The organism is Streptomyces sp. NPDC050564 (assembly GCF_044457265.1).
Lineage (GTDB): Bacteria > Actinomycetota > Actinomycetes > Streptomycetales > Streptomycetaceae > Streptomyces.
In genome coordinates, this window is sequence record NZ_JBITGS010000010.1 from 62,592 (window position 1) to 83,386 (window position 20,795).

General features: G+C 71.0%; 13 protein-coding genes and 1 other RNA gene. 9 read left to right on the forward strand and 5 right to left on the reverse strand.

Annotation, left to right across the window (positions count from 1 at the left end; genetic code table 11):
- Positions 1-94: 94 nt before the first annotated feature.
- Positions 95-3,847 carry an FHA domain-containing protein gene (locus tag ACIBK0_RS17605; protein WP_399080539.1) on the reverse strand — a complete coding sequence of 1,251 codons (3,753 nt, stop codon included), beginning with the start codon at positions 3,845-3,847 and terminating at the stop codon, positions 95-97.
- A 456-nt stretch (positions 3,848-4,303) separates the two neighbouring features.
- On the opposite strand from ACIBK0_RS17605, the gene ACIBK0_RS17610 reads away from it, so the two are divergent.
- The 4 genes from ACIBK0_RS17610 (at position 4,304) to ACIBK0_RS17625 (ending at position 9,759) form a co-directional block, all read left to right on the forward strand.
- Positions 4,304-5,995, forward strand: a complete 1,692-nt coding sequence (locus tag ACIBK0_RS17610; RefSeq protein ID WP_399080541.1) for a serine/threonine-protein kinase — start codon at positions 4,304-4,306, stop codon at positions 5,993-5,995.
- A 180-nt stretch (positions 5,996-6,175) separates the two neighbouring features.
- Positions 6,176-7,417 (forward strand): serine/threonine-protein kinase, encoded by a 1,242-nt coding sequence (locus tag ACIBK0_RS17615; RefSeq protein ID WP_399080543.1) that lies wholly within the window; start codon positions 6,176-6,178, stop codon positions 7,415-7,417.
- Positions 7,418-7,669: 252 nt separating this feature from the next.
- Entirely contained in the window at positions 7,670-8,776 is a 1,107-nt protein-coding gene (gene prfB, locus ACIBK0_RS17620; RefSeq protein ID WP_399080545.1) for a peptide chain release factor 2, read from the forward strand.
- A 326-nt stretch (positions 8,777-9,102) separates the two neighbouring features.
- On the forward strand, positions 9,103-9,759 hold the full coding sequence (locus ACIBK0_RS17625) for a hypothetical protein (RefSeq protein WP_399080547.1): 657 nt from the start codon (positions 9,103-9,105) through the stop codon (positions 9,757-9,759).
- Between the two features lie 95 nt (positions 9,760-9,854).
- Here ACIBK0_RS17625 and ACIBK0_RS17630 read toward each other — a convergent pair whose 3' ends face one another.
- Positions 9,855-10,046 carry a hypothetical protein gene (locus ACIBK0_RS17630; RefSeq protein WP_028805018.1) on the reverse strand — a complete coding sequence of 64 codons (192 nt, stop codon included), beginning with the start codon at positions 10,044-10,046 and terminating at the stop codon, positions 9,855-9,857.
- Positions 10,047-10,447: 401 nt separating this feature from the next.
- Between ACIBK0_RS17630 and ftsE the strand changes: the two genes are divergently transcribed.
- The 5 genes from ftsE to ssrA all read left to right on the forward strand — a co-directional run bounded on the left by ftsE (position 10,448) and on the right by ssrA (position 14,459).
- Positions 10,448-11,137, forward strand: a complete 690-nt coding sequence (gene ftsE, locus ACIBK0_RS17635) for a cell division ATP-binding protein FtsE (protein ID WP_081217588.1) — start codon at positions 10,448-10,450, stop codon at positions 11,135-11,137.
- A 33-nt stretch (positions 11,138-11,170) separates the two neighbouring features.
- Complete coding sequence (ftsX, locus tag ACIBK0_RS17640) at positions 11,171-12,091, forward strand: permease-like cell division protein FtsX (RefSeq protein ID WP_399080550.1); 921 nt, start codon at positions 11,171-11,173, stop codon at positions 12,089-12,091.
- A 67-nt stretch (positions 12,092-12,158) separates the two neighbouring features.
- Entirely contained in the window at positions 12,159-13,322 is a 1,164-nt protein-coding gene (locus ACIBK0_RS17645; protein ID WP_399080552.1) for a S41 family peptidase, read from the forward strand.
- A 106-nt stretch (positions 13,323-13,428) separates the two neighbouring features.
- Entirely contained in the window at positions 13,429-13,962 is a 534-nt protein-coding gene (smpB, locus tag ACIBK0_RS17650; RefSeq protein WP_399080554.1) for an SsrA-binding protein SmpB, read from the forward strand.
- Between the two features lie 127 nt (positions 13,963-14,089).
- Positions 14,090-14,459, forward strand: a transfer-messenger RNA (tmRNA) gene (gene ssrA, locus ACIBK0_RS17655).
- Between the two features lie 95 nt (positions 14,460-14,554).
- Here ssrA and ACIBK0_RS17660 read toward each other — a convergent pair.
- The 3 genes from ACIBK0_RS17660 to yicI are packed head-to-tail and all read right to left on the reverse strand — an operon-like array spanning position 14,555 to position 20,794.
- The gene (locus tag ACIBK0_RS17660) at positions 14,555-17,482 is read right to left on the reverse strand and encodes a glycoside hydrolase family 3 C-terminal domain-containing protein (protein WP_399080556.1); all 2,928 of its coding nucleotides are present in this window, start codon (positions 17,480-17,482) and stop codon (positions 14,555-14,557) included.
- Positions 17,483-17,531: 49 nt separating this feature from the next.
- Positions 17,532-18,542 (reverse strand): LacI family DNA-binding transcriptional regulator, encoded by a 1,011-nt coding sequence (locus tag ACIBK0_RS17665; RefSeq protein WP_399080558.1) that lies wholly within the window; start codon positions 18,540-18,542, stop codon positions 17,532-17,534.
- A 2-nt stretch (positions 18,543-18,544) separates the two neighbouring features.
- On the reverse strand, positions 18,545-20,794 hold the full coding sequence (gene yicI / locus ACIBK0_RS17670; protein WP_399080560.1) for an alpha-xylosidase: 2,250 nt from the start codon (positions 20,792-20,794) through the stop codon (positions 18,545-18,547).
- Between the last annotated feature and the right edge of the window lies 1 nt (position 20,795).

Below are 20,795 nucleotides of genomic sequence, written 5' to 3' on the forward strand. Positions count from 1 at the left end.
CCCGGGGGTCTGGGGGCGGAGCCACCCGGTACGGGACGGGCAGGGGCGGAGGGGGCGAAAAACCTCCCCGGCACCCACCCACCCGCACGGGACGCTAAAGCAGCGACGGCACCTCGACCGCGGCCACAGACCGAGCCGCCCGCTCCAGAGCACTGGCGAGCAACGCCAGGTCCGTCGGCCCGTTGCCGAGCTCGCGAACGGGTCGCCGCGCCGGCGGATCGCCCATGCGATGCCACTCCAGAGGCACGACGGTGGGGCGGAGGGTGGCCGTACGAGGAATGCGCCCGGTGACCCGACCGCCCTGGAAGGGCGTGTCCCGCCCGTCCGGGCGAAGCAGCCGCCCCCGCCCGGGGGCCGGCTCGTCCGGACCCGTGGACACCGCGTCGAGGACGACCCGCACCGCGGCGGACCGCCCCAACTCGGACCCCGCCGTACGCCCGTCGACCCCGGCCGCCGCCACAAGGTGCACCCCGAGCCGATCTCCCTCACGGGCAACGGCCTCGAGGGCCCGTATGACGGACCCGGCCGCGGGACGCCCCGGCGAACCCAACGGGGGCGACAGCAGCGCGTCCAGATCGTCGACCACCACGACAAGACGGGCGAGCGGCGGTCCCGGCTCCGCACGATCCCGCGCGGCCGCCGGCCGCAACCGCAGCGTCGAACTGGGCGGCGCGTCCAGATCCCCGGCGCCGGACGACGCCCCGGCCACCATCCCGGGCGAAGACGACTTGGCGGAACGCTGGGCCACGATCCGGCCCGGCACCTCGCGCCGGGTGTGCCACTCCGTGAAGTCGAGCCGCCCGAGCAGCTCGGCCCGCCGCTTCAGCTCGGCGCTGAGGGCCTGGGCGAACTCCCGCATCCGTACGGGGTCGTTGGCGGTGAGGTGGGTCGTGACATGCGGGAGGTCCGTACAGGCCTGGAGTCCCTCGCCCCGCCCCGCGCCATTGCCTCCGGTACCGTCCCGCCCGTCTATCAGTACGATCCCGAGCCGGTCGGGTCGCTCCGCGGCGGCGAGTGACGCGGCAACGGAGCGCAGCAGCTCCGTACGACCGCTGCCCGTAGGCCCCTCGATCAGCAGATGTGGCCCCTCTGCGGGGAGATCCACGGCGACGGGCCCGCGCGGCCCGGCTCCGAGGACGACCCGGCCGCGCCCACCGAGCGCCTCGGTGTCGTCGGCCGCGTCCGCCCAACGCGCCATCAGTGAGGCCGGGGTGGCCCGGGCAAGCCCCAATTCGTCGAGCAGACGGGCCACTTGAGGCAGTGGCGCGGATACGCGCGTGTGCCGGTCGCCGTGCGTGCCGTCGGTCCGCAGCGGCGCGAGCGCTCGTGCGAACCGCTCGGCCCACGCGATCGACACGGCGTCGATCGCGGCGACGGTGCCATGCCCCACGGGGCCGCGCGCCAGGTGTCCGGTGGTGCCGATGTGGGTGTGGCCACCGCGCATCGAACCGGCATCCGCCCCGACGGCCCCGGCGCGGGGGGAGCCTCCGTGGGTGGCGTCGGCGTGCGGGGGACCGCCCCGAGTCGGGCTGCGGTACGTCGCGCCGTGCGTCGGTTCGACCCGGCCGCCGCGCGCCCGTTCCGCGGAGCCGCCCCGCGAGAACCCCTCGTGTCCGTCCTGCCCGACCCCTGCGTGGCCGTCCTGCCCGGACCCCCCGAGCCCGCCCCGCCGGGCCCCCGCGGCGTCGCCCGTCGTGCGCCGCGCGGCCGCGCCCGGGGCGGAACCGACAGGCCCGCCCGGCGCGACCCGCATCAGCCGCAGTGCCGTGGCCACGTCCCCGCTGAGCAGCGCGACCGCTCCGCACTCGCGGAACGCCGGCGATGCCTCGCACGCCGCCTCGTACGTCTCCGTCACCGGCGACGCGGGCGATGCCGAAGGGGTCTCGGCGAGGCACACCACATGGATCCCGGCCCGCGCCCCCTCGTGGGTCAGCCGCACCACGGCCTCCCGCACATCGGCGCCCCCTGGGTCCCCGTCCACGAGCACCACGGTGTACGGCCCGTCGAAGGCTCCGTCCGCCTCGTCCTCGTCCCGCGCCCAGGAGGGCCGCCGGGCCGCGCCCCGTACATCGTCGCCGGGACGTGGGTCTCGGCGGGTGGCCGGAGCCCCCGGCGCGCGGCCCGCTTCGGCAAGGTGGTCCTCCAGACGGCGGAGGAGTTCGTCCGTGCGGGCCGTCGCCTGCTCGCGGTCGTAGGCGAGGAGGAGGCGGCAGTCCTGGCCGTGCGTGGGGCGCAGGTGGGGGAGCCAGCCGAGCCAGGACCACTCGGCCGTGCGGTCCTCCACCGTGCGGGAACGGTCCGTGCTGATCAGGACGATCTCGAGGGCATCGGGGGAGTGCAGCGCGGCGAGCTGCGCCACGAGCGCGCGGGCCAGCCCCGCGAGGCGCGGACGAGGCCCTGCCAGGCCCAGCGCGCCGGCCTCCCGCAGGCCGGCGGTCACCGGCACCGCGGGCAGCAGGCCCGAGCCGTCGGGTGCCGCCCGGTCGGCCGTGCCCAGCCGTACCGTCAGTGCCTCCGGGTGCCCGGGGCCGCGCTCCCACAGCCGCGGTCCCGGCCCCAGTGCGGTGAGCAGCAGCGTCGCGGGGTCGGGCCAGCTCTCCGGCGACTGCGGCACCGTGGGGAGGGGATCTTCTCCTGCGGCTTCCCCGTCGTCGTACGGGGCCTGCCCGGGACCCGCCGCTCCACCGCGTCCTGTGGCCAGTCGCCGCGCCCAGGCGCCGATTCCGCCCCGCCTGCGTACGCCGGACGGGACGTCCGTGCCGCGAGGGGGAGTGCCTTTCCGGGTGCTCGCGGTGCCCGCGCGTGCGGAGTCCGCGGTCTCTGCCGGGGGCTCGCCGTGCCCGGCGGGCTCGGGGGTGCCGTCCCGTTCGGCGCCGCCGCGCGGCCGGCTCTCGATGTGGGGTGCCCCGCCCTGTCCCGGCACGACGGAGGGCGCGGGAGACGGTCCGCCGGAGGGTGGGGCCTGCGGTACGGCTCGACCGTGCTCCTGCGCGCCCGGGACTCCCTCCGCGGCTCCCCACTCCGCCGGTCCGTAGGTGTGATGTGTGTCTCCGGTGGGCGACGGGACCGGGGTGCCGTCGGTCTGCCCGGCGGCGGGGATCCGGGTGTCCCCCACGCGCGCGTGGGGCACGGTCGCGGTGGGCGATGCCGGCCCCGGGCGAGCGGGGCCGCCGACATCGGGGGCGCCGGCCCCAGGACCGGCGCCGACGGTCACCCGCACATGCCCCTCCCCGTCCGGCGCCGTCCCCAACGCCCCCGTACCCCCGGGCGGAGCCAGCCGCAGGGCGGACTCGCCGACACGGAGGAGGGCCCCGGGCGCGAGGCGGACGGGGCGGGTGCCGACGCGGGTGCCGTCGAGTGCCGTGCCGTTCGTGGAACCGAGGTCGGCGACCGAGACGCGGCCCTCCGGGGTGACCGTGACCGCGCAGTGCAGGCGGGAGACGTCGGGGTCGTCCAGCGGCACGTCCGCGTCGGCGGAGCGGCCGATGTGGATCTGGCCGCCGTGCAGGAGGTGGACGCCGCCCGCGTCGGGGCCCGCGACCACATGGAGCTGGGCGGCGCCGTCGTCCGCGTCCGGGCCGGGCTCCGCGGGCGCGCCCAGGGACAGCACGGCGCCGTCCGTCAGGGGCGGCTCGCCCAGCGTGCAGCGCTGCCCGTCGAGCCGCTCCGCGCCCGCGTAGAGCACGATTTGGCTGTCACCCCCGCCGACCGCCGAGGCCAGGCCCGACGCGACCGCGGCCAGCGCCGTGCCGGCGGGCGCGGTGACCAGCACATCGCAGGCCGCGGCACGCCCCCGCGGCTCCGAGGGCGGGCCCAGCGGGTCTACGACGGTCAGCCGGATCTGCATCGCCGTCAGCGGTCCCTTCCGCGCAGGTGTCCGCGACGAGGACGAGGCTGCGCTGCGGTCCCCCACCGCAGATTCCCCCACCGCACACGGGCACGTCGGCCAGTACTGGAGGCATCCTCGCACCTGCCACTGACAACACGCCCGCCCCCCACCCGTAAGTGATCTTGATTGGTCGGCTCTGCCCGTAAAAGTGCCTGACCAGTGCCCGACCGGTGCCCGCTTGAGATCGGTCACGCCCGCCGTTCGGCAACCAAGTGACCGGACCGAGCGTCTTTCCATCGAACACGCGCGGGAAGGCGTACGTAAGCGCTTATGCGAAGCACAGGCGCTCACGGGAAGCACAGAAAGACAACAGCCCAGTGCCATGTGCGACGGCACTACAGTTGGGTCGGAACACCTGTACCACGGTGATGACGGTGGACGGACCAGGCAAGCAAGCAACAGGGAGCGCATGACGTGCGGCCGGTAGGGAGCAAGTACCTCCTTGAGGAGCCGCTTGGGCGCGGCGCCACAGGCACCGTCTGGCGAGCCCGCCAGAGGGAGACCGCGGGCGCCGAGGCGGCCGTGGCCGGCCAGCCCGGCGAAACCGTGGCGATCAAGGTCCTGAAGGAAGAGCTCGCGAGCGACGCGGACGTCGTGATGCGGTTCCTGCGGGAGCGGTCGGTGCTGCTCCGCCTGACCCACCCGAACATCGTGCGGGTACGCGACCTCGTCGTCGAAGGCGATCTGCTCGCGCTCGTCATGGACCTGGTCGACGGGCCCGACCTGCACCGCTACCTGCGCGAGAACGGGCCTTTCACTCCCGTCGCCGCCGCCCTCCTCACCGCCCAGGTCGCCGACGCGCTCGCCGCCAGCCACGCCGACGGCGTAGTACACCGCGATCTGAAGCCGGCGAACGTCCTGCTCAAGCAGGACGGCGGCCAGATGCATCCGATGCTGACGGACTTCGGCATCGCCCGGCTCGCCGATTCCCCGGGCCTCACGCGCACCCACGAATTCGTCGGCACGCCCGCGTACGTGGCGCCCGAGTCGGCGGAGGGGCGTCCGCAGACGTCCGCCGTCGATGTCTACGGGGCGGGCATCCTGCTGTACGAGCTGGTCACCGGGCGTCCGCCGTTCGCCGGCGGATCCGCGCTGGAGGTGCTCCACCAGCACCTGAGCGCCGAGCCGCGCCGCCCGTCGACCGTGCCGGACCCGCTGTGGACCGTCATAGAGCGCTGCCTGCGCAAGAACCCGGACGAGCGGCCCAGCGCCGAGAACCTCGCGCGCGGGCTGCGCGCCGTCGCCGCGGGCGTCGGTGTGCACGCGAACGCCGCGCAGATCGCCGCCGCCGAGGGCGTGGGCGCGCTGCTCGCCCCCGACCCGGCCCCGGCGACCGTCCCGGGCGTGCCCGGTGCGGCCGACCCCACCCAGGTGCTGCCGCAGGGCGCGGGCGCCTTCGACCCGTATGCCGCGACCAGCGTCCTGCCGCACACCTCCGGGGACGCCGACCCCACGTCCGTCCTCCCGAACCGCGGCGCGGCCGACCCGACCGCCGTCATGCCGCCCGTGCCGCAGCACCAGCCGGGCGGACAGCAGGGTCAGCCGGGCCAGCCCGAGGACCCGCATCCCTGGCAGAACCAGCTGCGCGCGGCCCGCGACCGCAATGAGCAGACGCAGGTCCAGTACCTCGACCCGAACGAGGATCCGCTGCGCCGTCGCCCGCAGCGGCAGGTCGCACGGCCCCAGCAGCGGCCGCAGCAGCAGCGTGGGCAGCAGCCGCCGCCCGGATACGGATATCCGCAGCAGCAACAGCCGCAGCAGTACGCGCCGCAGCACCAGCAGCAGCGGTATGCCCCCGCGCCCCAGCAGCAGCCGCAGCGGTACGCGCCTGCTCCTCAGCAGCCTCAGCAGCCCGCGCCGCGTCAGCCGCGCGAGCCGCGGCAGCGCAGCGCCAACCCCATGAAGATCCCGGGGCTCGGCTGCCTCAAGGGGTGTCTGTTCACCATCCTCATCCTGTTCGTCGCGAGTTGGCTGATCTGGGAGTTCAGTCCCCTTCAGGACTGGATCGGCTCGGGCAAGGGGTACTTCGCCCAGCTGAAGGATTGGTACAACACCATCAGCGGGTGGATCGGGGATCTCGGCGGAGGCGGCTCTTCCGGCAACTGACCCCGGAACAACTGCCCCTCGGTGCAGGCGACTCTGGGGATTTGTCGACATCTGACGGGTGATTTCTGTCTCCGCGGTGAGGATTGACTCGTCGGGCGCGTAGTTTTGTCGGCTGGGGGTCCGGGGCTTGGCCCCCGGGATGGCGCAGCAGCGACAACACGCGTCTCGGTAGGAGCAGTCTTGGCACGCAAGATCGGGAGCCGGTACACCGCGAACCAGATTCTGGGGCGGGGCAGTGCCGGCACGGTGTGGCTGGGTGAGGGGCCGGAGGGGCCCGTCGCCATCAAGCTGCTGCGCGAGGACCTCGCGTCCGACCAGGAGCTCGTGGGGCGCTTCGTGCAGGAGCGCACGGCGCTGCTCGGTCTCGACCATCCGCACGTGGTCGCGGTGCGTGACCTGGTGGTGGACGGCAACGACCTCGCGCTCGTCATGGACCTCGTCCGGGGGACCGATCTGCGGACCCGGCTCGACCGGGAGCGACGGCTCGCCCCCGAGGCCGCGGTCGCGATCGTCGCGGATGTCGCGGACGGGCTCGCGGCCGCGCACGCCGCGGGGGTCGTCCACCGGGACGTGAAGCCCGAGAACGTCCTGCTCGACATGCAGGGCCCGCTGGGTCCCGGCGGATCCCACCCCGCACTCCTGACCGACTTCGGTGTGGCCAAACTCATCGACTCACCCCGCCGGACCCGGGCCACGAAGATCATCGGTACGCCGGACTATCTCGCGCCCGAGATCATCGAGGGGCTGCCGCCGCGGGCCGCCGTCGACATCTACGCCTTGGCGACCGTCCTGTACGAGTTGCTCGCCGGGTTCACGCCTTTCGGGGGCGGGCACCCGGGGGCGGTCCTGCGCCGGCACGTCACGGAGACCGTCGTACCCCTGCCCGGCATCCCGGACGAGCTCTGGCAGCTGATCGTGCAGTGCCTGGCGAAGGCGCCGGCTTCGCGGCTGCGGGCGTCGGAGCTCGGGGCTCGGCTGCGGGAGCAGTTGCCGCTGCTGGCGGGGATGCCGCCGTTGGACGTGGACTCGCCGGACGCGGAGTCGGCGGACGGGGACGAGGCGTACGAGGAGACGGCGGAGCCGTCCGCTCCCGCGACGCGGGAACGGCGGGGGGCTGTGCCGCTGGTGCCGGGGGCCGCGCCGGACTCGAACCGGGACACGCATACGTCGATGCGGGTGCCGGGGCCGGATGAACTGGCGGGGGGAGCGCGCGGTACGGCCCGTGCGCCGCGGGCAGCGGGCGCGCCCCGGCCGGGGTCGGCCCGGCATCGGGCCTCCGCGCGGCGGCGGCGCATCACGCTCGGGGCGGCTGCCGTCGCCCTTGTCGCCGCCGTGGGCATCGGCACCTGGCTCGCCACGTCCGGGGACGACGCGGGGGCGACTCCGCCGGACACGAAGAACTCGGCTCCGGCGTCCCCGTGACCGCTCGGTGGGGCCGGGTGTGGGGTTTGTTTCGCCCCCTCCGCCCCTGCCCGCCCCGTCCCTGGGGGCTGCGCCCCCCAGACCCCCCTGAAAGTTCGCGCAGTTCCCCGTGCCCCTGAAGGGACGCGGGGAAGCCTCCACGAACCCAGTCGCAAGGCTCGAACCCCACCCCAGCCGCGGCGGGGCCCGGCTCTACCGGCCCCATGGGGGCGACCGGCCAGGCTCGCTTGTCGTAGCCGTTACGCTGGAGGCGTGGCAGTCGTCGATGTATCCGAAGAGCTCAAGTCCCTCTCCTCGACCATGGAGTCGATCGAGGCCGTCCTGGACCTCGACAAGCTGAGGGCAGATATCGCCGTGCTCGAGGAGCAGGCGGCCGCGCCGTCCCTGTGGGACGACCCGGACGAGGCGCAGAAGATCACCAGCAAGCTGAGCCACCTCCAGGCGGAGGTCAGGAAGGCCGAGGCGCTGCGCGGGCGTATCGACGATCTGGGCGTGCTCTTCGAGATGGCGGAGGAGGAGGACGACCCGGACACCCGTGCCGAGGCCGAGTCCGAGCTCGCTTCCGTCAAGAAGGCGCTGGACGAGATGGAGGTCCGGACGCTGCTGAGCGGCGAGTACGACTCCCGTGAAGCCGTCGTCACCATCCGTGCCGAGGCCGGCGGCGTCGACGCCTCCGACTTCGCCGAGAAGCTGCAGCGGATGTACCTGCGCTGGGCGGAGCGGCACGGCTACAAGACGGAGCTCTACGAGACCTCGTACGCGGAAGAGGCCGGCATCAAGTCGACCACCTTCGCCGTCCACTCCCCGTACGCGTACGGAACGCTGTCCGTGGAGCAGGGCACCCACCGGCTCGTCCGCATCTCGCCCTTCGACAACCAGGGCCGTCGCCAGACCTCCTTCGCCGGTGTCGAGATCCTGCCCGTCGTCGAGCAGACCGACCACATCGAGATCGACGAGTCGGAGCTGCGCGTAGACGTGTACCGGTCGTCCGGACCCGGCGGTCAGGGCGTCAACACGACCGACTCCGCCGTCCGCCTCACCCACCTCCCCACCGGCATCGTCGTCTCCTGCCAGAACGAGCGGTCGCAGATCCAGAACAAGGCCTCGGCCATGAACGTTCTGCAGGCCAAGCTCCTCGAGCGGCGCCGCCAGGAGGAGCAGGCCAAGATGGACGCACTCAAGGGTGACGGCGGCAACTCCTGGGGCAACCAGATGCGTTCGTACGTCCTGCACCCGTACCAGATGGTCAAGGACCTGCGCACCGAGTTCGAAGTCGGCAACCCCGAGGCCGTGTTCGGCGGCGAGATCGACGGTTTCCTCGAGGCCGGAATTCGCTGGCGCAAGCAGCAGGAGAAGTAAGCGGGCAACAGGCGGGCGCATTCGTGCCCCTTTGAAGCCTCTTTGTCGACAAGGCAACTGCCGTCCATCGGACGGCAGTTGCCTTTTGTGTGGGGGTTGTCTGGGTTTTACGTCACAGTCACATGTCCTCACGGCAGGCAAATGATGTTGATCCGGACATCGCGTACGCAACGACCTTGACGATGCTTTGAAAACTGGGAAGGGTAACGCGTGGCATGCGTATCTCTGGGGCGCATGTGAACCGGGGGGCTTGAGCGAAGCCGCCTGTGACGCCGTGGCCCCGGGCGCTGCTCCATTGACGATCAGCTACTGGGGGTAGCAGGCAGATGACCAAGAAGACGCGGATCCGCGTGGCGCGGATAGCCGCCGGTACGGTGATTGCCGCCGGTGCTTCGCTGACCGCCGCGGGTGCCGCTTCGGCGCTCGACCTCGGCGTGCAGGTGGGTGGCCTGAGCGTGGGCGCCAGCGCCGACGAGACCGGTGTCGGTGTCCATGCGGGGCTCGACGACCCGACGCCCACCCCGACCGATACGGGCATCCCGACGGATCCGGCGCCGACCGATCCGGCGCCCACGGACCCGGCGCCCACCGAGACGGCCCCGACCGACCCGGAGCCCACGGCCACCACGCCCACCGACGACCCGACGGAGCCCACCGAGGAGCCGACCGAGCCGACGGAGGACCCCACCGCGACGTCCGAGCCCACGCACGGCAACGGTAACGGCGGCGGCAACGGTGGCGGCAACAGCAACACCGACCCCGACGGCGGCTCCTCCACCCAGGAAGAGGGCTCCTCGGCCCTCACCGACACGGGCTCGGACTCGGACACCTCGGCCCAGGGCAAGAACGACGGCGAGCTGGCCGAGACGGGTGCCGGTCAGACCATGTTCCTGCTGGTCGGCGCCGCCACGATGATCGCCGGCGGTATCGGCTTCCGTATGCTGCCGCGCCTCGCGGGCGGCCGCGGCGGTGCCGCCGCCTGACGGACACCTGCATGACGAAGGGCCCGGAGCAGCTCGCTCCGGGCCCTTCTCGCGTCAGGGACGCCGCACGGGCGGGCGCACCGCCCGCACGCGTCTCACACCGTCTGGTGGGCCACCAGCGCCAGTGCCGCGATCAGCACGGCAAGCAGGGCGATCAGTGCCATGGGGTTCAGGCCTGCGAAGGGGCTCTCCTGCTGGAGCCGCTCGCGGTTCGCGCGGCAGACGGGGCAGCGGCCCTCGCTCACGGGCGCCGCGCAGTTCGCGCACACCAATCGGTCGTACGTCATGCGCTCGCCCTCCTTGCGCCGTATCCCCGTACACAACGCTCTACATAACGCTGCGGGGGACGCAACCGTTCCCCCTCCACTGTGCCAGGTTCCGCCGATTTCGGCTCGGTTCGCTTTATCCTGCCCCGCGCCCTGGGGGGCAGTCCGCGAAAACGGCGATCCCGGAGGGGTGACCGAAGGTGTTCCTGTGACTGTGGACCGTAGTGGGTCGCTCGCGCTCTCGGCGCGGAGCCGCATGACGTCGGAGCCCCGTGCCCCTGCGCGGGCGCTCCCCCGAGGCCCGTTACCAAGCCCTGCACAAAACCGCACAAGCCCCTCGCAACCCCTACCGGCGCCTGCGCTTGCACGCCTGGGTCGCGTATGGTCACGCACACCTACCCCCGGCGACCCGTGGTGCATCCGTGATCCGATTCGACAACGTGTCCAAGGTCTACCCCAAGCAGACCCGCCCCGCTCTCAGGGATGTCTCCCTGGAGGTCGAGCGCGGAGAGTTCGTGTTCCTCGTGGGGTCCTCCGGCTCCGGAAAGTCCACCTTCCTGCGGCTGATCCTCCGCGAGGAGCGGTGCAGTCACGGTCAGGTGCACGTTCTGGGCAAGGACCTCGCGCGCATCTCCAACTGGAAGGTGCCGCAGATGCGCCGCCAGCTGGGGACCGTGTTCCAGGACTTCCGCCTGCTGCCGAACAAGACGGTCGCCGAGAACGTGGCCTTCGCCCAGGAGGTCATCGGCAAGTCCCGTGGCGAGATCCGAAAGTCCGTGCCCCAGGTGCTCGACCTCGTCGGCCTGGGCGGCAAGGAGGACCGGATGCCCGGCGAGCTGTCCGGTGGTGAGCAGCAGCGCGTGGCCATCGCGAGAGCCTTCGTGAACCGGCCCAAGCTCCTCATCGCCGACGAGCCGACCGGAAACCTCGACCCGCAGACCTCCGTCGGCATCATGAAGCTGCTCGACCGCATCAACCGGACGGGCACGACCGTGGTGATGGCCACCCACGACCAGAACATCGTGGACCAGATGCGCAAGCGCGTCATCGAGCTGGAGCAGGGCCGCCTCGTCCGCGACCAGGCGCGCGGCGTCTACGGCTACCAGCACTGATCATCGTCCACGGAAAGGTCTGAAGAAGACGCCATGCGCGCGCAGTTCGTTCTGTCGGAGATCGGTGTCGGTCTCCGCCGCAATCTGACCATGACCTTCGCGGTCGTCGTCTCGGTCGCCCTCTCGCTCGCCCTCTTCGGTGGTTCGCTCCTGATGAGCGACCAGGTCAACACGATGAAGGGCTACTGGTACGACAAGGTCAACGTCTCGATCTTCCTCTGCAACAAGAGCGATGCCGAGTCCGACCCCCACTGCGCCAAGGGCGCGGTGACCGCCGACCAGAAGAAGCAGATCCTCGCCGACCTGGACAAGATGTCCTCGGTCGTCCAGAAGGTCAGCTACGAGTCCGCGGACCAGGCGTACAAGCACTACAAGGAGCAGTTCGGCGACTCCCCGCTGGCCAGCTCCCTCACGCCGGACCAGATGCAGGAGTCGTACCGGATCAAGCTGAAGGACCCGGAGAAGTACCAGGTCATCGCGACCGCCTTCGACGGGCGTGACGGCGTGCAGTCCGTGCAGGACCAGAAGGGCATCCTGGACAACCTCTTCGGGCTGCTCAACGGCATGAACTGGGCCGCGCGCGCGGTGATGGCGATGATGCTCGTCGTCGCACTGATGCTGATCGTCAACACGGTGCGCGTCTCCGCGTTCAGCCGACGGAGAGAAACCGGGATCATGCGTCTTGTCGGCGCCTCCGGCTTCTACATCCAGGCGCCGTTCATCATGGAAGCCGCGGTCGCCGGACTCATCGGCGGTGGCGTCGCTTGCGGATTCCTGCTGGTCGCGCGGTATTTCATCATCGATCATGGTCTGGCCCTGTCCGAGAAGCTGAATCTGATCAACTTCATCGGCTGGGACGCCGTGTTGACGAAGCTGCCGCTCATCCTCGCGACAAGTCTGCTGATGCCTGCGCTTGCCGCGTTCTTCGCGTTGCGCAAGTACCTGAAGGTGTGACGCATGCCAAGGGGGCCGTACTGCCAACCGGCGGTACGGCCCTTTGCGTTGTCCTAGACTCACCGGCATGTCAGGTCGTGACCTGTTCTGTGAGCCCCGCCGCATCCGCCGCGGGGCCGCCCTGACATTGCTGTTCGCGAGCGTTCTCGTCACCGGTGCGGCGACTGGATCATTCTCCGACCCCGGCCGGAAATCCCCTTCCTCCGCGGCCCGTCCGACCCCCATGGGCCACCACGAGGACGTCACCGAGGCCGCCGCCGAGGCGATGGCCGACGGCAAGTCGCCCATGGAGGCCGCCGAGCGCGCCGTCAGCCGCAGCGGCGACCGCTGGGGCGCGGTCTACTCCCAGGGCGAGTACGAGGAATTCCAGGAAGCCCTCGACGGCCAGTACACCGGTGTCGGACTCTGGGCCCGGCGCGAGCGTGACGGACGTATCGAAGTGACCCGCGTGCAGAGCGGCTCGCCCGCGGCCGCCGCCGGGATCCGCAAGGGCGACCGGCTGCGCAGCGTCGACGGCGAGAAGGTCGACGGCCGACCGGTCACCGAGGTCGTCTCCTTACTGCGCGGCGACGCGGACGACGCGGCCGCCGGTACGGAGGTCGCCCTCGGCCTGGAGCGCGGCACGCGCGCGTGGAGCCGGACACTGCGCCGGGCCAAGCTGTCCACGGACTCCGTGACCGTCCACAAGCTCGCCGGCGGCGTCACCGTGATCAAGGTCGCCGCCTTCACCAAGGGCTCGGGCGATCTCGTACGGACCGCTGTCGCCCAGGCCCCCCGGCGGGCCGGAATCGTCCTCGATCTGCGCGGCAACTCCGGAGGCCTGGTCACCGAGGCCGTCACCGCCGCCTCCGCCTTCCTCGACGGCGGCCTCGTCGCCACCTACGACGTCAATGGCGAGCAGCGCGCCCTGCACGCCGACCCTGGCGGCGACACGGCCAGACCCCTGGTCGCGCTCGTCGACGGCGGCACGATGAGCGCGGCCGAGCTGCTCACCGGAGCCCTCCAGGACCGCGGCCGCGCGGTCGTCGTGGGCTCCAGGACCTTCGGCAAGGGCTCGGTCCAGATGCCGAGCCGGCTGCCCGGCGGCTCCGTCGCCGAGCTGACCGTCGGGCACTACCGCACCCCCTCCGGGCGCAGCGTCGACGACCGGGGCATCACCCCCGACCTGGAGGCGGACGACGGATCCCTGCAGCGGGCCGAGACGGTACTGAGCGGGCTCGGGGACGAGTAGGGGCCGACCCTCGCGGTTCTCGTGACCGGCCGTTCGCCGGCTTCGTAATCGGCTTTCCCCTTGACCCCCCTGTAGTGCGAAAATGGCCAGCACTATGAGCAAGGGAATGTACGTACCGAAAGAGTCCCAGCCCAAGCAGGGCGGGGCGGCCTCCGCCAAGGCCAAGGACGGCAAGCGCAAGATCGTCGCGCAGAACAAGAAGGCACGGCACGACTACGCGATCATCGACACCTACGAGGCCGGGCTCGTGCTCACCGGCACCGAGGTGAAGTCGCTGCGCCAGGGACGCGCCTCGCTGACCGACGGATTCGTCCAGATCGACGGGAACGAGGCGTGGCTGCACAACGCCCACATCCCCGAGTACAGCCAGGGCACTTGGACCAACCACACGGTGCGCCGCAAGCGCAAGCTGCTGCTGCACCGCGAGGAGATCGACAAGCTGGAGTCGAAGTCCCAGGAGACGGGTCACACGATCGTGCCCCTCGCCCTGTACTTCAAGGACGGTCGCGCGAAGGCCGAGATCGCGCTCGCCCGCGGTAAGAAGGAGTACGACAAGCGGCAGACCCTGCGGGAGAAGCAGGACCGGCGCGAGTCGGACCGCGCGATCGCGGCGGCGAAGCGCAAGCAGCGGGGCCAGTAGCCGCGCGGCCGTCGGGAATACGCTGGCACCCGGCCGTGTTGGTCACGTACGATGGACCAGGTCCCGCTGGTGACGGGACGCCGGATTCGCCGAGTTCTCAGCGAATCCACCTTTGAAAAATCAACATGGGGATGATCGGTTTCGACAGCGGATGTTGAAGCAGGGGAAGCGTGTCGAGGAAGCGGCAATGATCTCGTAAACCATATGTCGCAAAAAATAATCGCCAACACCAAGCGCGATTCCTTCGCCCTCGCTGCCTAAGTAGCGACTTGCGAAGTGTCAGCCCGGGGCTGTTCCCGACCCGGATCCTGGCATCAGCTAGGGAACTAAACTCCTAGACCCGGTCACGGGGTGTAGGAGGAAATCAAACAGTGGCTGGGCCCGTCGGCGACTTGTTCGCGTGATCACCGGGGCCGAGAAAATCGCAGCGAACTGCACACGGAGAAGCCCTGATTTTGCACCGTTGGACGCGGGTTCGATTCCCGCCATCTCCACTCATCCCATGTGGGTCAAGCCCCGCTGCTGTCGCAGCGGGGCTTTTCCTTTGAGCGAGGATTCAGCCCGCCGAGGCTTCGGCGATTGCGGCGCGGCCTCAGCGGAGCGAGAAGGTCGACAGGCGCAGCCCCGCGCTCAGCACCAGGTACACGTCCTGGCGGCCCTGCGCCGCCGAGGTCAGGGCGCTGGTCACACTCTCGTAGTCGTACGCCGATGCCGTGCCGTCCGTGTGCGCCGTACCGACCAGCGTGCCCGTCGGCGACCCGAGACGGACCTCGACCGTGCCGGAGCCGGTCCCCGCCACCCGCGCGGTGAAGCGCGCGGCCCCAGAGCCGAGCCGGGCGTCCGCGAACTTCAGCCAGGCGCCGTCACCGGACGCGCCCACCGCCGTACCGCGCACCTTCGATTCATCGACCAGCCGGACGTCCGCGTAGTCGTCGAAGTTCTCCGCGCGGGTCACCCTGGCGAGATCCCGGGCCGGGATCGTCTCGCCGTGCGCCGTCAGCGTCGTACGAGCGCGGATGTCGGACGAGGAGGCCCCGAGCAGGACGTCGTACGTGCCGCTCTCCACCACCCACCGGGAGCGCGTGACATCCCAGTGCGCGAGGTCCTTCGTGCGCAGCTTCAAGGTCACCGTCTTCGTCTCGCCCGGCTTCAGCGACACCCGTGCGTAGGCCTTCAGCTGCTTCAGCGGCTGTTTGTCGCGCGAGACCCGCTGGTGTGTGTAGAGCTGGACGACCTCGTCGCCGGCGCGGTGTCCGGTGTTCGTCACCGCCACCTCGTAACCGCCGTCGACCCGCTTCGGCGCGCCATAGCGGAAGGAGGTGTACGAGAGGCCGTAGCCGAAGGGGTAGAGGGGCTGTCCCTTGAAGTACTGGTAGGTGCGATCGGACTTGATGATGTCGTAGTCCAGGATCGACGGGAGGTCCGACTCCGACCGGTACCAGGTCTGGGTGAGGCGGCCCGCCGGGTTCGCGTCGCCGTAGAGAAGGTCGGCGAGGGCGTTGCCGGTCTCCTGGCCCGCGTGGGTGGTCCACAGGAGGGCCGGGACCTCCTTCTGGAGGGCGCCGAGGGTGGTCGGATAGCTGTTCTCGACCACCACGACCGTCCTCGGGTTGGCCGCGTGCACCGCCTTGACCAGGGCTTCCTGCGAGGGTGCCAGGCCCATGTCGGTGCGGTCGTGATCCTCGCGGCCATTGATCGAGGGCATCGAGCCGACCACGACCACCGCCGTGTCCCTGCCCTTCACCGCGGCCACCGCCTCGTCGACCCCGCTGCGGACGACGTCCTTCGCGTAGTGCGCGGCCTGCTCCTTGGAGACCAGTCCGAGGACGCCGTCGTCGCCGGTCGGGCCGAGGTAGACGGGGTTCGACCACCAGGACTCGGCGGTCTCGTACCCGGCGTACCGGAGCAGATACGTGCCGTCGTCCTGCCGCTCCAGCTTGAACTGCTGCTGGACGTACCAGCCGTTGGGCTGCACCTGGTCATTGACGAAGTTCGACCAGTTGTAGCCGACGTACTTGCCGTTGGCGGCCGAGCGCAGGGTCACGATGCCGGAGCCCCAGTCGAAGACGTCGAACTGGGCGGCCGGGCCGCTCTCCGTGCTCTCCTTGAGAGTCGCTCCCGCGTCCGAGGTCCCCGCCGTGACGTACTTCCCCGTCGCCGTGTCCTTCAGCGCGATGCGGTCCGCGCCCTCGCTGCTCGCCACCGAGGTGCCGAGCTTCGCCTCGATGCCCTGCTTGGGGGTGACCGCGTACGGCAGCGTTCCCGAGTACCAGTCGGTGTAGAGGGTGTCGGCGAGGGGGCCCACGACAGCCACGTCGTTCGCGGACTTCTTCAGAGGCAGCGCGTTCTGGTTCTTCAGGAGCACCGCCGCCTCCGTCGCCGCCTCGCGGGCCAGCTTCCGGTGGGCGGGGCTGTCGATCACCGATGCGCCGATGGAGCCGTACCTGCCGCCGTTCGGGTCGAATTCGCCGAGCCGGACCCGGACGGCGAGGATGTGGGAGACGGCCGTGTCGATGTCCGATTCCTTCAACAGGCCCTGTGCCAAGGCCGAGTCGACGGCCGTGACCGTCGGCCCGGAGTCCGCGCTATTGTCCGTGAGGCTGTCGATGCCGGCCTTCAGCGCGGCCGCGTCGCCCTCGGCGAGCGTGGGGTAGTAGTTCTGGGTGGCGGGGAGCAGATTGCCGGGGGCGAAGGCATCGGTGACGTTCAGCAGATCGCGCGAAGTCCAGGACCGTACGACGTCGTTCAGGTCCGGGTCGACCGTGTTGGGGCGGCCGTTGACCAGGTTGTAGGAGGACATGACGCCCGTCGCCGCGTCCGCCTCGATCGCCGGCTCGAAGGCCGCCTCGTCGTACTCGTGCCGCACACGCGGGCGCAGGTCGGAGGAGGTGGTCGCGCGGTGCACCTCGTTGTTGTTGGCGAGGTAGTGCTTGAGGGTGGGGGCCGTCTTGAGGTGGTCGGGATCGCCGCCGGTCAGGCCGTCGCCGTACGCCGTGGAGATCGAACCGGTGAGGTACGGGTCCTCGGAGTAGCCCTCCTCGTTGCGTCCCCAGCGCGGGTCGCGCAGCAGGTTCACCACCGGCGCCCAGAGGTTGAGGCCCCAGCCGTCCGGGCGCTCCTGCTGAAAGCCGCGCGCCTCGTCGCCGACCGCCGAACCGACCTGCTCGATCAGCGCCGGGTCCCAGGTCGACGCGAGCCCGATCGCCTGCGGGAACACGGTGGCCTTGCCGAGCCAGGCGATGCCGTGCAGGGCCTCGGTGCCGGTGCGGAACGCCTGGATGCCGAGGCGGGGGACGGCGGGCTCGTACTGGTGGAGGAGGGAGATCTTCTCGTCGAGGGTGAGGCGGCCCAACAGGTCGTCGACACGCTGGTCGACGGAGAGCCGCGGATCGCGGAACGGGTACGCGGGGTCGTCGGCCGCGGCCGGCACGGTGGCGCCGAGCCCTGCGATCAGGGCCATCGCGACGACAACCGTGGTTCTCTGTCTTCTCAGTCTTCCCTTGTTCCTCTTGCCTTTCATGACACGGCTCCTTCGACTAGGGCCTTGCACTGGGGCGTTCAACAGCACTTCAGGGGGCCGCACGGCGGGCCGTGCTCGCCCGTTCCGTCAGCCGGGGAGCGAGCAGCGTCGCCTCGGGCACCTCCGCGCCGCCCAGCTTCTTCATCAGCAGCTCCACCGCCCGCGCCCCCACCTCTGCGGACGGGATGGCGATGGACGTGACGGGGACGCGGACGCCCTCGGCGAGTTCGTCCGGGCAGATGGCGGTGACGGACAGATCGCCGGGGACCCGCAGCCCGAGCTGCTCGAAGGCGTCGATCAGCGGCTCGATGATCGGCTCGTTGTGGACGACGACTCCGGTCAACGCCGGCTGTTCGCGGAGCAGTTGCTCGGCGACCCGGCGCGCGGCCGCGGGCGAGGCCTCGCAGGGATGGACCGAGGACGCGAGGCCGCCCCGGTCGGCGGCCGCCGTGAACCCCTCCACCACACGCTGGGCGAACGCCGTCCCCCGCACATACACCTCGGGGGGCGACCCGACCAGCGCCACGACCCTGTGCCCGAGCCCCGCAAGGCGCTCGACGCACAGCTCGCCCGCCGCCTTGAAGTCCAGGTCGATACAGGTGAGCCCGTCCGGCGCCGCGGGGAACCCGATGAGCACGGACGGCCGGTCCAGGGCGCGCAGCAGCGGCAGCCGGGGGTCGTGGAGCTGGACGTCCATCACGATCAGCGCGTCCACCAGGGCGGTGTCCGCGACCCGGCGCAGCCCGTCCTCGCCCTCCTCCTGGGTGAGCAGCAGGACGTCGTGGTCGTGCCGGCGCGCCGCCGTCACCACCGACACCGCGAACTGCATCACGACCGGGACGTGGATGCCCGCCCGCAGCGGCACCACCAGCGCCAGTACGTTCGACCGGCTGCTGGCCAGCGCACGCGCACCCGCGTGCGGCCGGTAGCCCAGCTCGCGGATGCTCGCCGCGATGCGCTGCCGGGTCTCCTCGGAGATCGGGCGCTTGCCGCTGAGTGCGTAGGAGACGGTGCTCGGGGACACCCCGGCGTGCCGCGCCACATCGGTGATCTTGACCATGCTCAGTTCAGCTCCAACGACAGGAAGCCCGTCCCGGCCTTCGCCCGTGTCTCGCGCTCACCCGCGGCCAGCCCCCAGGGCGCCGAGGGATCACTGGACGAGGCCCGCAGTGTGTGCCCTTCGCGCACGACGGTGAAGGTCACGCCGCCGACCGGCACCGTCACCTGCGCGCCCCGCTCCAGGCCGTACGCGCGCAGGGTGACCCCGTCCGCGTGGTCGTAGTCGGGCCGGTCGTCCACCGCGCCCACCGGGATCACCGCCCCCGGCCGCACCAGCAGCGGCACGCTCAGGAAGCCGTGCCGCTCGCGCACCCAGCGCGGACCGGCCACCGTCTGCCCGCTCAGGAAGTGCGTCCAGGTCCCCTCGGGGACGTAGTACGAGACATCCCCCTCGTCGCTGAAGACGGGCGCGACCAGCAGATCAGGACCGAGCATGTACTGCCGCTCCAGATGCGCGCACCCAGGATCGTCCGGGAATTCGAGAACCATCGCCCGCATCATGGGCACGCCCTCCGCGTGGGCGGCGCGGGCGGCCTCGTACAGATAGGGCATGAGGCCGAGCTTCAGCCGGGTGAACAGCCGCAGGACGTCCACGGCCTCCTCGTCGAACAGCCACGGCACGCGGTACGAGGACGAACCGTGCAGCCTGCTGTGCGAGGACAGCAGCCCGAAGGCGATCCACCGCTTGAACAGCGCGGGCGTCGGTGTCCCCTCGAACCCGCCGATGTCATGGCTCCAGAACCCGAACCCCGACATCCCGAGGCTCAGCCCGCCGCGCAGCGACTCGGCCATCGACTCGTAGGTCGCCTCGCAGTCGCCGCCCCAGTGCACCGGGAACTGCTGGCTCCCGGTGGTCGCCGAGCGGGCGAAGACGACGGCCTCGTGCTCGCCCCGGTGTTTGCGGAGCACATCGAAGACAGTCTGGTTGTAGAGGTAGGTGTAGTAGTTGTGCATCCGCTCGGGGTCGGCGCCGTCCGCGTAGGCGACATCGACGGGGACCCGTTCGCCGAAGTCGGTCTTGAAGCAGTCGACGCCCTGGGAGAGCAGTGCTTCCAGTTTGGCCGCGTACCACTGCCGGGCCTTTTCGCTCGTGAAGTCGACGAGCGCCATGCCCGGCTGCCACAGATCCCACTGCCAGACGCTGCCGTCCGGCCGCTTGAGCAGATGCCCGAGGGCCCGCCCCTCCGCGAACAGCGGCGACCGCTGCGCGATGTACGGATTGATCCATACGCAGATCCGCAGCCCCTTGTCCTTGAGCCGCGCCAGCATCCCCTCGGGATCGGGAAAGACCCGTGGATCCCACTGGAAGTCGCACCAGTTGAACTCGCGCATCCAGAAACAGTCGAAGTGGAAGACGGACAGCGGCAGTTCGCGCTCCCGCATTCCGTCGATGAAGGACGTGACGGTGGCCTCGTCGTAGGAGGTGGTGAAGGAAGTCGACAGCCAAAGCCCGAACGACCAGGCGGGCGGCAGGGCCGGACGCCCGGTGAGCGCCGTGTACTTGCGCAGGATGTCCTTCGGGGTCGGACCGTGGATGACGTAGTACGTCAACTGCTGTGTCTCGGCGCTGAACTGGACCCGGGAGACCGCCTCCGAGCCGACCTCGAAGGAGACCCGGCCCGGGTGGTCGACGAAGACGCCGTAGCCCGCGTCCGTCAGATAGAAGGGGACGTTCTTGTACGCCTGTTCCGTCGCCGTGCCGCCGTCGGCGTTCCACATGTCCACGACCTGGCCGTTCTTGACGAGCGGCCCGAAGCGCTCACCGAGACCGAACACCTGCGTACCGACGCCGAGGTTCAGCTGTTCGCGCAGATAGTGCGCGCCGGTCGCGTCCCGCATGATGCCCATGCCCTTGGGGCCGCTGGTGGTGAGGATGCGGCCGTGGGCGAGGAAGTCGATGTGCCAGGGCGTGGTGCGGGCGACCCGGACGGACAGCGCGCCCGCGGTGAGGGTCGCGTGCTCGTCGTCGTACTCGGCGTGGGCCGTGAACTCCGGTCCGTGCAGCTCGAACTGGGGCTTCCTCGGCTCCTCGCCCTGGAAGTGGGTGAAGGTGACGCCGATGACATCGGGTAGGGGGGCGTGCGCGCTGATCGTCACGACCGGTCCCTTCAGCAGGTCGCCGCGGTGGCGGATGGGCTGCGTCGGCGCGTGGATCTCCAGGCCGCCGGGCCCGGAGGTCACATCGAGGACCTCGACCGGGTGGGCCGCGGTGACACCCTCGCGCAGCAGCCAGTAGCCGTCGGTGAACTTCACG